This window comes from Novosphingopyxis sp. YJ-S2-01 (assembly GCF_016093175.1).
Taxonomy (GTDB): domain Bacteria; phylum Pseudomonadota; class Alphaproteobacteria; order Sphingomonadales; family Sphingomonadaceae; genus Novosphingopyxis; species Novosphingopyxis iocasae.
Map to the genome: position 1 here is coordinate 1,215,181 of NZ_JAEDAI010000001.1, position 15,381 is coordinate 1,230,561.

The window sequence follows — 15,381 nt, forward strand, 5'->3', positions numbered from 1 at the left end:
TCGGATCGGGGGCTGGCGGATGCGGCGGCTTAGGGCAGTTCGAACAGCCCGGCCGCGCCCATGCCGCCCGCGGTGCACATGGTGACGACCACATGGCGCACGCCGCGCCGCCGCCCTTCGAGCAGCGCCGCGCCGATCAGCCGCGCGCCCGTCATGCCAAAGGGGTGGCCGATGGCGATCGCGCCGCCATTGACGTTGTAGATGTCGGGATCGATGCCCAGCTCGTCGCGGCAGTAGAGGCACTGGCTGGCGAACGCCTCGTTCAGCTCCCACAGCCCGATGTCGGAGACCTTCAGGCCTGCGCGGTCCAGCAGCTTGGGTACCGCGAACACCGGACCGATGCCCATCTCCTCCGGCTTGCAACCCGCCGACTGGAAGCCGCGGTAGATGCCGAGAATTTCACGGCCTTCCGCCTCGGCGCGCTCGCGGCTCATCAGGATCTGCGCGGCGGCGCCGTCGGAGAGCTGGCTGGCATTGCCCGCGGTGATGTTGGTGCCTTCCTCGATCACCTCGCCGCCCTTCCAGACGGTCTTGAGGCCGGACAGCGCGTCCGCCGTGGTGCCGGGGCGCAGGCCCTCGTCCCGGGAGAGCGTCACCTCTTCACTGCCCGCCTCGCTGCCGTCCTTGTTGTAGAGCTTCTTGGTGGTGGTGATGGGCACGATCTCTTCGCCAAGGCGGCCGGCTTCGGTGGCGGCAACGGCGCGCTGCTGGCTCATCGCGCCATATTCGTCTTGGGCCTCGCGGCTGATGCCGTAGCGCTCGGCGACGATCTCCGCGGTCTCGATCATCGGCATGTAGGCGTGGGGCTGCTTTTCGATCACGCTCTGGTTGACGTAGCGCGGCGCGTCCTTGGTGACGGTGAGGCTGATCGACTCCATGCCGCCGGACAGCGCCACGTCGATATCGCCCGCCATGATCGAGCGGGCGGCGAGCGCGGCGGCGGTGAGGCCGGAGCCGCATTTGCGATCCAGCGTGAAGCCGGGCACCTCGATCGGCAGGCCCGCCTCGAAGATGGCCATGCGCGCGGCGTTGCCACCTTGCGTGCCCCACTGGTTGCCCACGCCCCAGAACACGTCGTCGATCGTAGCGGGATCGATGCCTGCGCGCTCGACCGCGGCCTTCATCACATGGCCGCCCAGAACCGGCGCTTCGGTATCGTTGAAGGCGCCGCGATAGGCCTTGCCGATGGGGGTGCGGGCGGTGGAGACGATGACGGCTTCATGCATGGGCTGTGGGCTTTCGCTGTTGGGGAGCTTCACACCGCTTCACACTGTCCAGAGCGGAAAAGTGCGAACCCCGCGAACACAGCCCGAAAGGCTGAATATCCACCCGAAAGGGCGATGGGGGAGGGCGGTGTGTCATCCCCCATTCCTAACCCAAAGCCCCCCTGTAGGACAGGGCGAATTTGTGCCCGCGCGCGCTACGAACAGCTGGCCCCGCCGAGCACACAGAAACGCGCGCAATGCGGGTGATTCAAGGATACGGTATGGTTGGCCGCCGCCAGCGTGGTCCCCAGATCGAACTCTTCGTCATAGGGCAGCAGCGTACAGGCGACGACGCCTGCGGCCTCCGATCCCTTCTTGCGCACCACCATGCGGCTGGACGAACACATCACGCTGGACGGCGCAACGTCCAATATGCCCCAGCAGGCGGTGGTGATTTCCGGCACGTCCTTGGTTTCGTCCATTTCCGGAAACAGCACGAGCCGGGCGGGATCGGCAGCATCGATCGCGATGCCATGCCGCGCGAACAAGGCGGCATAGCCTGCGCGCGCCGCCGCATCGTCTTCGTGCGGCAGATGGCGCCCGGCGACGGCGATGGAAAAACCTTGGCGCGACAGCCATTGCAGCCCGTCGATCGCGGGCGCCCAGCTATTGGCCCCCCGTTCGCCCTCATGCGCGGCCTGCGTGTAGTGATCCAGGCTGACGCGGATGGTGAGCCGGTCGCCATGCTGTTCCTTTAGCACCAGCAGCGCCTCCTCGCGCCGCCGCATCGGCTTCATCGCGTTGCTCAGCACCAGCACATCGTATCCGCGGCCCAGCGCGTCTTCCAACATGTCCATGATTTCCGGGTTCATGAACGGCTCGCCGCCGGTGAAGCCGATTTCGCGCGTGTCGAAGCCTGCATCCGCTTCGTCCATGAAACGCGCGGTCTCTGCGCGCGTCAGATAGACCAGCGCGTCGTTGGTGGGGCTACTCTCCATGAAGCAGGTGGCGCAGGCCAGATTGCACAGCGATCCCGTGTTGAACCACAGGGTCTCCAGCCGCTTCAGCCCGACATGCGCACGCGGCTCCCCCTTGGCGGTGGTGCGCGGATCGCGGAATTTCTCCTGCGCCAGCGCATCGGCCTCTGCGGGGGTGAACGGCGAAGGACCCGTCGGCATGTTGCGCGCGCGTTTGGTGGAGGTCATGGACTTTCCTTATCGAAGCGCAGCTTGCTATGCGATGAGCCGGCGCCGAAGCGACGCCGCGCGCATCCGCCGATCCGGCGCATGCGTAACAGCATTGGCCTACGCAAAACCACCCACGAAGGATGCCCATGAATCTGGAAAACTCCCGCGATTATTACGGCAAAGTGCTCGGCGGCAGCGCGGACCTGCGCACCGACGCCTGCTGCACGGCAGAGGCACCCGCCCCGCATATCCGCACCGCGCTGGCCGCCGTGCATCCGGAGGTGAAGGCGCGCTATTATGGCTGCGGCCTGGTGGTGCCGGAAGCGATCGAAGGCGCGCATATCCTCGATCTCGGCTCGGGCAGCGGGCAGGACGCCTATATTCTGGCGCAGCTCGTGGGTGAAAAAGGCAGCGTGACCGGCGTGGACGCGACGCCGGAACAGCTCGCCGTCGCCAACGACCATCTCGAATGGCACCGCGAACGCTTCGGCTATGCCAAGAGCAACGTCCGCTTCGTCGAAGGCGATATCGAAAAGCTCGATCAGCTGGGGCTGGAGGAAGCCAGCTTCGACGTCATCGTATCGAACTGCGTCATCAATCTGGTTGCGGACAAGGCCGCGGTCTTCGCCGCCGCGCACAAGCTTCTGAAGCCGGGCGGCGAGTTGTATTTCTCGGATGTGTATGCGGACCGCCGCGTGCCCGCACATCTGCTGAACGATCCGGTGCTGCACGGCGAATGCCTGTCCGGGGCGCTGTATTGGGGCGATTTCGACCGGCTGGCGAAGGAGGCGGGCTTTGCCGATCCGCGCCTCGTCACCGACAGGCCGCTCGGCATCAACGACGCCGAAGCTGCGGCGAAGCTGGAGGGCATAGCCTTCCACAGCGCCACCTTCCGCCTGTTCAAGCTGGACGGGCTGGAGCCGCAATGTGAGGATTACGGCCAGGCCGTGCGCTACAAGGGCACGATCGCAGGGGCCGAGCGCGCGTTCGATCTGGACGAGCACCACCATATCGAGGCGGGCCGCATGTTCGCGGTGTGCGGCAACACGTGGAAGATGCTGGCGGAAACACGGCTGGCCGAACATTTCGAATTTTTCGGCGATTTCAGCCGCCACTTCGGCGTGTTTCCCGGCTGTGGCACCAATAGCCCGTTTGCCGGCGCCGCGGATGTCACCGTTTCGGCGGAAAGTTCCGGCTGTTGCTGAACATCCTCGTCACGGGCGCCGCCGGGCTGATCGGCGGCGAGGTTTGCGCGCGTCTGGCAAAGGCCGGGCACCGCGTCCACGCGCTCGTCCATCGCAACCCGGACGTGCGCGGCAATGACGGCGCTCAGGTCGCCCTAGCGGCGGCGCACAAGGGAGATATCACGCAAGCCTTTTGCGGGATCGATCCGGCGGCACCGGGCGCGATCGATGTCGTTATCCACTCCGCCGCCAGCCTGCGCTTCGATCTCTCGGACGCGGATTATGCCGCGGTGAATGTGGAGGGGACCGCCCACGCGCTGGAGCTGGCGCGGGGTCTCGGCGCGGCGTTCCTCTACGTTTCCACCGCCTATGTGTGCGGGCGCACTGACGGGCCGGTGGCCGAGGAGCCGGTGCGCGCGGATGCCGATTTCGCCAATGGCTATGAGGCGAGCAAGGCCGCCGCGGAGGCGCTGGTGCGCGGCAGCGGGCTGGTTCACGCCATCGCGCGCCCCTCGATCGTGCTGGGCGAGGCGGCATCGGGCCGCATCCGCCAATTCGATACCATCTATCAGGCGTTCAAGCTGTTCGCAGAGGGACGCATCCGGCATGTGCCCGCGCGGGAGGACGCGACGCTGGACTTCGTGGCGATCGACCATGTCGCCGCCGGTATCGCCGCGATCGCGCAGCGGATGGAGGAAGCCGATGGCGGCATCTTCCACCTCGGTTCCGGCGGCGCGTTGCCGGTGAGCGATTTCTGCGACGGCATCGGCGCATGGCCGCAATTCTCCGCGCCCGAGCGGGTCGATCCGGCGGCGTTCGATCCCGCGGCGCTACCCCCGCTGGAGCGCCGCCTCTACGGGCGTGTGGCGGCGGTCTATGCCAGCTATTTCCAGCGCTCCCCCGCGTTCGACGATGCGAACTTGCGCGCACTCACCGGGCTGAATGCGCCGCCGGCGGATGCGGACTATTTCCGGCGGCAGATCACGTTCTGCATCGCGCAGGGGTTCTTGCGGGGGGATTAGGGAGGCAGTCACCCTCACCCTTCCGCCGCTTCGCGGCTCCCTCCCTCTCCCGATGGGAGAGGGAATTGGCGCGCGTCACCCTCTCCCGCCGGGAGAGGGAAGGGGCCCGCTCGGCGCAGCCGAGTGGGAAGGGTGAGGGCGACCAAGCAACCTCTACCGCACATCCGGATAATCCCGCGCCATCCGCGCCCGCGCGCCGACCGCCCAGAGAATGCCGACCTTGAAATAGATCCAGTTCGCTTTCCATGGCCCCCAGGCGGCGATGCGGCGATCGGAGGTGTGGATGAAGCGGGGCACCAGCCGGATGCGGCCGATGCGGGCCAGGCGGATGCACAGGTCCGCCTCTTCCATTACCTGATCGCCGGGCGTGAAGCCGCCGACGCTGAGAAAGTCCGCGCGGCGGAAGAACATCGCATGGTCGCCGAACAGCAGCCGCACCCCGCGCAGGAACAGATGCGGGCGACACAGCAGCGGCGCATACCAGGTCTTCGCCCAATTATGCGCGCTCGTCACCCAGCGGGTCTTTTCGTGCGGCTCTCCGCCGATCAGTGGGGTGAATCCGGCGAGCGCGGTGCGCCGGTCCGTCAGCGTCTCGCCCACCACCGCCACCATGTCGGGCGGGGGGATGGTGTCGGCATGGAGCACCACCACTAGTTCGCCGCGTGCCTCGTCCACACCGAAATTGATTTGCTTCGCGCGGCCTTTCTCGCAGCCGAACACCCGCCAGCCTGCCGCCTTCGAAATAGCGATCGTGTCATCGGTGCTTCCGCCATCGATGCAGAGAATTTCCGCAGGCTTCGGTTCCAGCCGCTCCAGCGCCGCCACAAGTCGGGGCAGCGCGGCGGCCTCGTTCAGCGCGGGGATCAGGACGGTTACGCCGCCCGGTTCTAGGCGCTCAGCCACGGCCAGCGCTCCAGATCTTCGGGCCGGTCGCAATCGGCGAGCGTCTCCAGCAAAGCGGGTTCGATGCCGGCCGCCTCCAGCCGCCGCAGCGTCTCGGGCAACACGCGGTCGGTGCCCCAGTCCATCGCGTCCCACAGCAAAGGGAGGGCGCGGGCAAGGGCGATGCTCCAATAGCCGCCGTCCGCCGCCGGGCCGATCGCCACGGGCGCGGTCTCCAAGGCCGTCGCCATCGCGCGGATGTAGTCGGCCGACAGGTCCGGCACGTCCGCGCCCAGCAGCACCGCGGGTGCTGCCACCCGGCCCATGCGTGCGCCCAGATCGCCATCGCCCTGTTCGATCAGCCGCACATCCGCGCCCAGCCACTCGGCAAACGCCGCTTCGTTCGCGCCGCTGTAGCGCACCGCAAAGGGAAGGCCCGTCGCGCGCATCGCCGCCACCGTCCGCTCGGTCAGCCGCCGGTGCAGCGCCGCCGCGCCGTCCCCGCCCAGCGCCGGGATCAGCCGCGTTTTTACCTTTCCCGGCGCCGGATATTTGGCGAAGAGGTGGACGGTGGCCCGTCCCGTCCCGCTGTGACTGCTACGTTTAGCATTACTTTCGGATGGCTTCGTCGGCACTAATTAACCTTCATTAGTGTATCGGTCACGTTTTCGTTCAGATCGGATTCATAAAAACGGGGCGTCCAATAAGTAAATGGCGTTCGTCGAACTTCGAAAGCGGCCCGCCTCTTTTGCGTTGTTCGAAACCGGAAGTATTCCAATGGGACGCGATGATACCGGACAATGCGACTCTGCTCCATCGCGTCGACCCTGACACGCAGCAAGGCGTGTTCGTTTCGACGTCCCCCGCCAAATTACGAGACGCCACCTTTCTCGATGGCCGCGAACATTTCTGGACGCGCGAGTGCCGGGCCGTGATACCACGCGCCGCCGAAGGGTCGACGGTTCGGAACAAACGGTACATCTTCCACACCTCCTTTTGCGGGTCCACTTTATTGGCGCGGCTACTGGACGATCCCGGCAATGTTCTCGTACTGAAGGAACCGCAGGCACTGGTCGATGCGTCCGAAGCCATGCGTGCGACCGTGGAACATCCATCCTGGCGGGCCATGCTTCATAACATCGAGGCCGCCCTTTTGTCCGGCTCAACCACCGAGACTTTGGTCGTTAAACCATCCAACTGGATAAACAATCTGGTTGGGATGCTGTGCGATCCGGACGAGCGCAACCTTGCAATTTTCGTATCGATCGATCGCTATCACTTCATGCGTGCCGTGCTGCGTGGCGGACGCGACCGGATGGCCTATACCGCGCGTGCTGCAGCGCATTTGTGCATTTCCGAAGAGGATCAGGCTGCGCTGGTTGAAGCGATCAAGTCCACCGACGAACCGCTTGCCCAAATAGCGCGGATGGCCGGTCTGGTGCACATCCTCCAGGAACGGACTTTCCACTCTGCCATGAATAGCAACGCATGGGATGAAGAACATTGGTTCACCCTTTCTCAACTGCAAGACAATCCGCAAGAATGCGCTCTGCGCGCAGCGCGCTGTCTCCAGCTTGACCTAAATGACCGGCGATTGATCCAGCGCATCGAGGCGAGCAGTCAGCGGCATTCCAAAGATCAGCAACTGTTCTTTTCGGCGGAACACCGAGCGACCAACGATCAGGAGGTGGACCGTATTCATGGCGCGACCCTTCGCGAGGCCGACCGTTGGTGTCACGCCTTTATCGGGAGTTGACGCAAGCCCGCGCAATTGCCCTGGCCCCCATTTCCCCATAATCCTGCGCCGATGCAGGACAACAAAGAAGAACCCGCCCCGATGCCGCTCATTTTCGGGCGCGTGCTCGACGGCAAGGGTGGCGGGCGGCCGATCGACTGGGATGAGGCGCGGTGCTGGCAGCCCGCCGCGAAGGGCGAAGTGCTGTGGGTGCATTGCGACCGCGCGCATGACGAGGTGTTCGACTGGCTGCACGAAACGCTCGGCGTGCCCGAAAGCACCGTCGAGGCGCTGACGCTGGAGGAGACCCGCCCGCGCGCCTTTCGCGAGGACGAATGGCTTATCACCATCCTGCGCGGCATCAACTTCAACCCCGGCGCGGAGCCGGAGGACATGATCTCCATGCAGATGCTGGCCGATCATTGCCGCGTCATCACGCTGCGCCGCCGCCCGCTCCATTCCCCGCGCGAGGTGCTGGCCGATATCGACCGGCGGCACGGCCCGCGTTCGGCGGGCGATCTGGTGGTGGAGCTGGCCGAGACGATGGTGGCCAAGATGGGCAGCTCGATCGTCGATATGAACGCCGTGATCGACGATCTGGAGGAGCATGAGGACGATTACGAGCCGGACGATATCCAGGACCAGATCACCGACATTCGCCGCAACTGCCTGTCGCTGAAGCGCCATATGTCCCCCCAGCGCGAGGCGCTGCGCGACATCGGCCGCGCCGCCGTGCCGTGGCTCAACAAGCAGAACCGCCGCGATCTGCGCGACACGATCGACCGGCTGTCGCGCTATCTGGAGGATATTGACGTATCGAAGGAAAGCGCGCTCGTGCTGCAGGACGATCTGAACGCCCGCGCCAATGCGCAATCGAACCGCACGAACTACGTCCTGTCGCTGGTTGCCGCGATCTTCCTGCCGTTGGGTTTCGTCACCGGCCTCTTGGGCATCAATGTCGGCGGCATGCCGGGCGTGAACAGCGCCCATGCCTTCTGGGACACGGTGCTGCTGTGCCTGGGGATCTTCGGCGTGCAGATCGCGATCTTCAAGTGGCTGAAATGGTTCTGAGGTGAGCTGCGCCCCGGGTCGGGTCCGGGGCGACGGGGAGTAAGTAGGAGACCTTCCCCATGCCATCACCCGGGGCTTGACCCGGGGGCCAGCTTCGCCCCGTCAAATCAGATGATCGGACAGATCGCGCCAGCCCGGATTGCCCTTTTCGATCAGCGCGAACTTCCACGAACGCTGCCACCGTTTCAAGCGCTTTTCATGCGCGATGCAATCGGTGATGGAGTCGCCCCGCTCCGCCCAGACGAGGCGGTTCAGACCATAATCGCGGCAATGATCGGAGCCATGGCCGGTGCGGTGCTGATAGATGCGGCGCGCGAGATCGGAAGTGACGCCGACATAGATCGATCCGCGATACCGATTGGCCATGATGTAGACCCAGCCGCCGCGTTGTTCCCGATCCATAGGTCGAAGAAGAAGGAAGCTGGACCCCGGGTCAAGCCCGGGGTGACGTGGCAGGAGAGAACAGCTCTGAAATCCGCGTCGCCCCGGACTTGATCCGGGGCCCAGCTTTTTATTCGCCCAGCCGCTCCGCCACCGCTTCCGCCGTTTCGCGCGTAGCAGCCGTTCCGCCCAAATCCGCGGTGCGTGCGCCGCTGGCCAGATGCGCTTGTACCGCGGCCTCGATCGCGTCCGCCGCTTCGGCCGCGTCCAGCGAGTGGCGCAGCATCATCGCGGCGCTCAGGATCATGCCGAGGGGGTTGGCCTTGCCTTGCCTGGCGATGTCCGGCGCGCTGCCGTGGATGGGTTCGTAAATGCCGACGCCATCGCCCAGCGACGCACTGGGGGCGAGGCCGATCGAGCCTGCCAGAACCGAGGCTTCGTCCGACAGGATGTCGCCGAACATATTCTCGGTCAGGATCACGTCGAACCAGGCGGGCGCTTCGATCAGCTTCATCGCCATCGCGTCGACCAGCATGTGATCGAGCGTGACGTCCGGGAATTCCTCGGCCTGCATCCGCACGACGACGCGGCGCCACAGGCGGCTGGAGGCGAGCACATTCGCCTTGTCGACCGAAGTCAGGCGGCCCGAGCGGCCCTGCGCCGCCTTGAAGGCGATGCGCGCGACGCGCTCGACTTCTTCGGCGCTGTAGGCGCATTCATCGGTGGCGTGCGTCTCGCCTTCCTGGCGCTTGCCGAAATAGATGCCGCCGGTCAGCTCGCGCACGATCAAGAGATCGATGCCTGCCGCGCGGTCTTCCTTCAGCGGGGAGAGATGTTCCAGCCCCTCGAACAGGGTGATGGGCCTGAGGTTTGCAAAGGTGCCGAGCGTCTTGCGCAGGGCCAGCAGGCCCTGTTCGGGACGCACCTCGCCGCCCTCCCATTGAGGGCCGCCGACCGCGCCGAGCAGCACCGCGTCCGCGCCTTCGCAGGCGGCGCGGGTCGCCTCGGGGAAGGGATCGCCATGCTGGTCGATGGCTATGCCGCCGAAATCGTGGGATTCGAAGCTGAGGTCGAGGCCGAAGCGTTCATCCGCGGCTTCCAGCACTGTGCGCGCGCCGTCCAGCACCTCGGGGCCGATGCCGTCACCGGGCAGGCAGACAATTTTACGGCTCATGCGCGGGCGTCCTCATAAGCGGTGATGGCGTCCATCCGGTCGGTGAGATAGCCGAGCGGGTCGTTTCCTTCGAGCAGGCACTGGCGCGCGAACGGCTCCACCGTGAAGCGCGCCTCGATATCGTTGCCGCTGGTCAGGAGGCCCTGTTCCAGATCGATGGTGACCTCGCGGCCCGGCCGGTCGAGCAGCTTGGCGTGGGTTTCGGCGTCGATCTCCACGGGCAGCAGGCCGTTTTTCAGCGCGTTGCTCTTGAAGATATCGGCGATGTCGGAGCTGACGACGGCGCGGAAACCGAAATCGGACAAAGCCCAGGGTGCGTGCTCGCGGCTCGACCCGCAGCCGAAATTGGGGCCGGCGACCAGGATGGCGTGGCCTTCATGCTCCGGCCCGTCGAGCGGGCTGTCCTCGCGCGGGGCACCGGCATCGTCGTAACGCCAGTCGTAAAAGGCGTTCTCGCCCAGCCCCTCGCGGCTCGTCGTCGTGAGGAAACGCGCGGGGATGATCTGATCAGTATCGATATTGGCCTGCCGCAGCACCACGGTGCCGCTCTTGAGGCGCTGGAACGGTTCGAACATCAGGCGATCTCCTGTTCTAGCGCGGGATATTCGCGCGGGTCCGCGATATGGCCCGCGACGGCGCTGGCCGCGGCGGTGGCGGGGCTGGCGAGCACGGTGCGCACGCCCTTGCCCTGACGGCCGATGAAATTGCGGTTCGACGTGGAGACGACGAGCTCGCCCGGCGCGCCCTTGTCGCCGTTCATGGCGATGCACATCGAACAGCCCGGCTCGCGCCATTCGGCCCCGGCGGCGGTGAAGACTTGGTGCAGCCCCTCCGCCTCGGCATCGCGGCGTACCGCTTCGGAGCCGGGGACAACGAGGGCGACGACGCCGTCCGCCACCTTGCGCCCGCGCATCACGGCGGCGGCGGCGCGCAAATCTTCCAGACGCGAATTGGTGCAGCTGCCGATGAACACGCGGTCCACGCCTTGCGCGGTGAAGGGCTGGTCTTCGGCAAAGCGCATATAGTCGTTCGCATGGCGCGCGCCCTCGCTGTCCGTGCCGGGCAAGGTGCCGGAGACGGCGGCGGCGGCATCGGGGGACACGCCGAAGGTGATCATCGGCTGGATCGCCGCGCCGTCCAGCGACACTTCCTTGTCGAACCACGCTTCCGCATCGCTGGCAAGCGTGCGCCAGTCGGCCACCGCGGCGTCCCAATCCGCGGGCACTCGCTCGCGCCCCTCCAGCCAGGCAAAGGTGGTGTCGTCCGGCGCGACCAGCCCGACGCGCGCGCCTGCTTCGATCGCCATGTTGCACAGGGTCATGCGCCCTTCCATCGAGAGCGCGCGCACCGCGCTGCCTGCGAATTCCACGGCATAGCCCTGGCCGCCGTCCGCGCCGACCGCGGCGATGATGGCGAGCGCCATGTCCTTGGCGCTGCTGCCCGGCGGCAGCACCCCGTCCACCGTGACGCGCATCGATTTGGGCTTGCGCTGCAACAGGCACTGCGTCGCCAGCACATGGCCGACTTCGGTGGTGCCGATGCCAAAGGCCAGCGCACCGAAAGCACCGTGCGTGCTGGTGTGGCTGTCCCCGCACACGATGGTCTTGCCAGGCTGGGTCAGCCCCAGCTCCGGGCCGATGACGTGCACGATGCCACGGCGCGGATCGCCTAGGCCGTACAGCTCGATGTCGTGCTTGTCGGTGTTGGCGATGAGGCGCGCGACCTGCGCCTCGGCCTGCTGGGTGGCGTAAGGCAGTTTGCCGTCCGCCCCGGCGGGAAGCGTGGGCGTCGAATGATCGAGCGTCGCCTTGGTCCGGTCCGGACGGCGCACGGGAAGGCCGCGCCGTTCCAGCTCCGAAAAGGCCTGCGGGCTCGTCACTTCATGGATCAGATGCAGATCGATATACAGCACCGCCGGCGCGTCCGCGCTTTCGGGCACGACGACATGGCGATCCCATAATTTGTCGAACAGGCTCCGGGCGGTCATGCCGCAGCCTCTGCAGCTTCGGCCTCTTTCGCGGTCTTGCGCGCATAATTGTTGAACGCGGCGAGCAGCGCTTCGGCGGCGGCGACGATGACGTCGGTGTTCTGGCTGCGGCCGAGGATCTTCTGCCCCTCGACGGTCAGGCCGACCTCGATATCCATCTCGCGCGCCAGCTGGTGCGCGTCGATGCTGTCCAGCGTGCCCTCCACCTCGGCGACGATGCAGAAGGCATCGGACAGCGCCTCGAACGGGCCGGTGCCGTGGCCGATGGCGCTGAGGCGTCCGCGCGTCCGGTGATCGACCACCAGCTTGGCGGTGGGGTTCGCCGTCGCCTTGGTGCCGGTGCGCAGTTCGGCACGCACCAGATGCCAGACGTTCGCCACATCCTCGCCCTCGATCATGGCGACCAGATCGTTATCGGTCACCTCGCGCTTGGAATCGGCGAGGGTCTTGAAGTCCGCGAACAGCGTTTCCATCCGGTTGTCGCCGATATCATAGCCCAGTGCTTCCAGGCGGGATCGCAGCGCGTGCTTGCCCGAATGTTTGCCCAGCACCAGGGTGGAGGGCATGCCGACGTCGGACGGTTCCATGATCTCATAGGTCTGCCGGTTGGCCAGCATGCCGTGCTGGTGAATGCCCGCTTCATGGGCAAAAGCGTTGCGGCCCACCACCGCCTTGTTGCGCGGCGGCGCGTTGCCGGTGCTCTCGGCCAGCAGGCCGGAAGCGGCGTAGAGCCCTTGCGTGCGGATGCCGGTATCGGCGCGGTAATGATCGGCGCGGGTCTTCAGCGCCATCACCACCTCTTCCAGCGCGCAGTTGCCCGCCCGCTCGCCGATGCCGTTGATCGAACATTCGATCTGTCCCGCACCGCCGCGGATGGCGGCCAGGCTGTTGGCGACGGCCATGCCCAGATCGTCATGGCAGTGGGTGGAAAAGATCACATGATCGCGGCGCTTCACATGGGCGCTGAGATCGCGGAACAGCTCGTACATCTCTTCCGGCGATGTGTAGCCCACCGTGTCGGGCACGTTCAGCACGTCCGCGCCCGCATCGGCGGCGACCTGCAGCGCCTCGATCAGAAAGTCGCGCTCGGTACGGATTGCGTCCTCGGCAGAAAATTCGATCTGGCCGAACTTGCCGCGCGCTACGCCGATGGAGCGTTCGATTTCCTTCAGCACCTGATCGCGGTCCATGCGCAGCTTCGCCTCGCGGTGAAGCGGGCTCGTCCCGATGAACAGATGCAGGCGATTGTTGGAGGATTTCTCCAGCGCGCGGTGGGCTGCTTCGATATCGCCGTCGCGGGTGCGCGCGAGCGAGCAGATCACGGGGCCGTCGATCTCCTCGGCCACCTTGGCCACCGCCTCGGCATCGCCGGGGGAGGCGGCGGCGAAACCGGCTTCCATCACGTCCACATTGAGGTCCGCGAGCGCGCGGGCGATGCCGAGCTTGCGCTCGGTGCTCATCGAAAAGCCCGGCGCCTGCTCGCCATCGCGCAAGGTAGTGTCGAAAATCGCGATGCGGCGTACGCCTCCTACATCGCTCTCCGGTTCGGAAATCTTATCCTGCTGCGGCACGGGGAATCTCCCTGATGAAACTGGTCGCGCCGTCGATATGCTGCGCGGAAATGACGCCGTAGACGCGGCTGACCTGGCGGATCAACGTCTCGATCTTGCGGGTGCCGTCGCGCGGCCCCAAGGACAGCGTCATGATCGAACGGTCTCCGTCGGAGCCCATCTGCATGGAATGGATGGCCCACCCGCGCGCCTCGATCACCCCTAGAAGCCGGCGAAGAGCACCTTCGGCAAACGCGAATTCGATGCGAATGTTCTGAATGCTCATCACTTGCTCTCCATCATTTCGGCATTGGACTTGCCCGGCGGCACCAGCGGCCAGACATTTTCTTCCGGATCGATCCGGACATGCGCCAGGATCGGCCCCTTGGCGGCCAGCAGCCGATCGATCGCATCGTCCACCTGGGACTTGAGATCGACCGAAAAGGCCTCGATCCCGAAGGCGTTGGCGACTTCCACGAAATCGGGATTGTCGCTGAGATCGACTTCGGAATAATTGCCCTCGAAGAACAGCTCCTGCCACTGCCGGACCAGGCCCAGCATCGAATTGTCCAGAAGCACGATCTTCACGGGGATATTGTAGCGGCGCAGCGTGGCCAGCTCCTGCACGTTCATCATGAAGCTGCCGTCGCCTGAAACGCACACGACGGTGGCGTCCGGTTCGGCGACCTTGGCACCGATGGCGGCGGGCAGGCCGTAGCCCATGGCGCCCAGGCCCCCGCTGGTCAGATGCGCCTGCGGGCGGGAGAAGCGACAATGCTGTGCCACCCACATCTGGTGCTGGCCGACATCGCAGGCAGCAACGAAATCGTCGCCCGCGCGCTCGGACAGTTTTTTCAGAAGCTCCGGCGCGAACACGCCGTTGCCGGGCGCATCGTAGCGCGGGGCGTGCTCTTCCTTCAGGCGGCGCGTTTCGGCCTGCCATTCGGAAATGTCGCCGGGCGTGAATTCGATGGTGCGCAGGCAGCGCTTCAGATCGCCGCACATGGTGGAATGGGCGTGGCGCAGTTTGCCGAACTCGGCGGCATCGGTGTCGATATGGACGACGGAAGCATTGGGCGCGAAGCTCGCCAGATTGCCAGTCGCACGGTCATCGAAGCGCGCGCCGATCACGATCAGCAAGTCCGATTCCTGCACCGCCATATTGGCCGCCTTGCCGCCATGCATGCCCAGCATGCCGACGAAATTCGGATGCTCGGCGGGCAGAACGCCCAGGCCCTGCAGCGTGGCGACCGCGGGAATGCCCGTCCGCTCGGAAATCTCGCGCACCAGATCGGTCGCGTTCGATCGCCCGACGCCGCCGCCGATATAAAGGAGGGGCTTGCTGGCGCCCGCGATCAGCTTTTCGGCCTGCTCCAGGCTTTCGGGGCTGGGCGAGGGGCGCAGGTCGTCGCCTTCCATCGGATCGTCCCACTGGCCGCAGACGGCCTGTTGCACGTCCTTGGGCAAATCGACCAGAACGGGGCCGGGGCGCCCGCCCTCGGCAATGGCAAAGGCCTCCGCCAGCGCCGCCGGAATGTCCTGCGGATGGCGGATGACGACGCTGTGCTTCACGATCGGCAGCGTCAGGCCGAAGATGTCGATTTCCTGAAAGGCGTCGGTGCCCATCAGCGTCTGCGGCACCTGACCGGTGATCGCGACCATGGGAACGGAATCCATGAACGCATTGGCGATGCCGGTGATCAGGTTGGTCGCACCCGGCCCGCTGGTGGCGATGCACACGCCCGCCCGGCCCGACATGCGCCCCGCCGCATCGGCGGCGAAGGAGGCTGCCTGTTCATGCCGGACGAGGTAATGTTTGACGTTTCCACGGGCGAGCGCGTCGTAAACGGGCATGATCGCCCCGCCAGGATAGCCGAACACCGATTCCACGCCCAGCCGCTCCAGCGTATCGACCACCAGTTCGGCGCCCGTGCGGGTGGCGATGGCGGGTTCTTGCGCGATGCCGGTATCGGCGATTTCGGCTTGAGCGGTGGACATGGGAT

Annotated in this window: 15 protein-coding genes; 4 read left to right on the forward strand and 11 right to left on the reverse strand. The window is 65.9% G+C overall.

What is annotated here, in order from left to right:
- Window positions 1–29: 29 nt before the first annotated feature.
- Window positions 30–1,226: an acetyl-CoA C-acyltransferase gene (locus I6A82_RS05860; protein WP_198094125.1), complete on the reverse strand. Its 1,197-nt coding sequence runs from the start codon at window positions 1,224–1,226 to the stop codon at window positions 30–32.
- A gap of 194 nt (window positions 1,227–1,420) precedes the next feature.
- Window positions 1,421–2,410: a radical SAM protein gene (locus I6A82_RS05865; RefSeq protein ID WP_198094126.1), complete on the reverse strand. Its 990-nt coding sequence runs from the start codon at window positions 2,408–2,410 to the stop codon at window positions 1,421–1,423.
- Window positions 2,411–2,538: 128 nt separating this feature from the next.
- Here I6A82_RS05865 and I6A82_RS05870 point away from each other — a divergent pair, with 128 nt between their 5' ends.
- Window positions 2,539–3,597, forward strand: a complete 1,059-nt coding sequence (locus I6A82_RS05870) for a methyltransferase domain-containing protein (protein WP_198094127.1) — start codon at window positions 2,539–2,541, stop codon at window positions 3,595–3,597.
- Window positions 3,591–4,598, forward strand: coding sequence for an SDR family oxidoreductase (locus tag I6A82_RS05875; protein WP_198094128.1), 1,008 nt, complete (start codon window positions 3,591–3,593; stop codon window positions 4,596–4,598). Before I6A82_RS05870 ends, I6A82_RS05875 begins: the two co-directional genes overlap by 7 nt.
- A gap of 153 nt (window positions 4,599–4,751) precedes the next feature.
- Here the strand turns inward: I6A82_RS05875 and I6A82_RS05880 are convergent, their stop codons facing one another.
- Together I6A82_RS05880 and I6A82_RS05885 are read right to left on the reverse strand one after the other, a co-directional pair.
- Entirely contained in the window at window positions 4,752–5,501 is a 750-nt protein-coding gene (locus tag I6A82_RS05880) for a glycosyltransferase (protein WP_332310936.1), read from the reverse strand.
- A complete protein-coding gene (locus tag I6A82_RS05885; RefSeq protein ID WP_198094129.1) occupies window positions 5,486–6,115 on the reverse strand; it encodes a TIGR04282 family arsenosugar biosynthesis glycosyltransferase in 630 nt (209 codons plus the stop codon). The genes I6A82_RS05880 and I6A82_RS05885 overlap by 16 nt, the downstream gene beginning before the upstream one ends.
- Before the next feature lie 152 nt (window positions 6,116–6,267).
- Here I6A82_RS05885 and I6A82_RS05890 point away from each other — a divergent pair, with 152 nt between their 5' ends.
- Together I6A82_RS05890 and I6A82_RS05895 are read left to right on the forward strand one after the other, a co-directional pair.
- Window positions 6,268–7,236 (forward strand): hypothetical protein, encoded by a 969-nt coding sequence (locus I6A82_RS05890; RefSeq protein WP_198094130.1) that lies wholly within the window; start codon window positions 6,268–6,270, stop codon window positions 7,234–7,236.
- Between the two features lie 81 nt (window positions 7,237–7,317).
- A complete protein-coding gene (locus I6A82_RS05895) occupies window positions 7,318–8,286 on the forward strand; it encodes a zinc transporter ZntB (protein WP_232343319.1) in 969 nt (322 codons plus the stop codon).
- Between the two features lie 102 nt (window positions 8,287–8,388).
- Here the strand turns inward: I6A82_RS05895 and I6A82_RS05900 are convergent, their stop codons facing one another.
- The 7 genes from I6A82_RS05900 to ilvG all read right to left on the reverse strand — a co-directional run bounded on the left by I6A82_RS05900 (window position 8,389) and on the right by ilvG (window position 15,376).
- On the reverse strand, window positions 8,389–8,688 hold the full coding sequence (locus I6A82_RS05900; RefSeq protein ID WP_198094131.1) for a GIY-YIG nuclease family protein: 300 nt from the start codon (window positions 8,686–8,688) through the stop codon (window positions 8,389–8,391).
- A 109-nt stretch (window positions 8,689–8,797) separates the two neighbouring features.
- Complete coding sequence (gene leuB / locus I6A82_RS05905) at window positions 8,798–9,841, reverse strand: 3-isopropylmalate dehydrogenase (protein WP_198094132.1); 1,044 nt, start codon at window positions 9,839–9,841, stop codon at window positions 8,798–8,800.
- Window positions 9,838–10,416: a 3-isopropylmalate dehydratase small subunit gene (leuD, locus tag I6A82_RS05910; RefSeq protein ID WP_232343321.1), complete on the reverse strand. Its 579-nt coding sequence runs from the start codon at window positions 10,414–10,416 to the stop codon at window positions 9,838–9,840. Before leuD ends, leuB begins: the two co-directional genes overlap by 4 nt.
- A complete protein-coding gene (leuC, locus tag I6A82_RS05915) occupies window positions 10,416–11,828 on the reverse strand; it encodes a 3-isopropylmalate dehydratase large subunit (protein WP_198094133.1) in 1,413 nt (470 codons plus the stop codon). Before leuC ends, leuD begins: the two co-directional genes overlap by 1 nt.
- Entirely contained in the window at window positions 11,825–13,399 is a 1,575-nt protein-coding gene (locus I6A82_RS05920) for a 2-isopropylmalate synthase (protein WP_332310937.1), read from the reverse strand. Before I6A82_RS05920 ends, leuC begins: the two co-directional genes overlap by 4 nt.
- Window positions 13,383–13,664: an ACT domain-containing protein gene (locus tag I6A82_RS05925; protein ID WP_198094134.1), complete on the reverse strand. Its 282-nt coding sequence runs from the start codon at window positions 13,662–13,664 to the stop codon at window positions 13,383–13,385. Before I6A82_RS05925 ends, I6A82_RS05920 begins: the two co-directional genes overlap by 17 nt.
- Window positions 13,664–15,376, reverse strand: coding sequence for an acetolactate synthase 2 catalytic subunit (gene ilvG, locus I6A82_RS05930; protein ID WP_198094135.1), 1,713 nt, complete (start codon window positions 15,374–15,376; stop codon window positions 13,664–13,666). The genes I6A82_RS05925 and ilvG overlap by 1 nt, the downstream gene beginning before the upstream one ends.
- Between the last annotated feature and the right edge of the window lie 5 nt (window positions 15,377–15,381).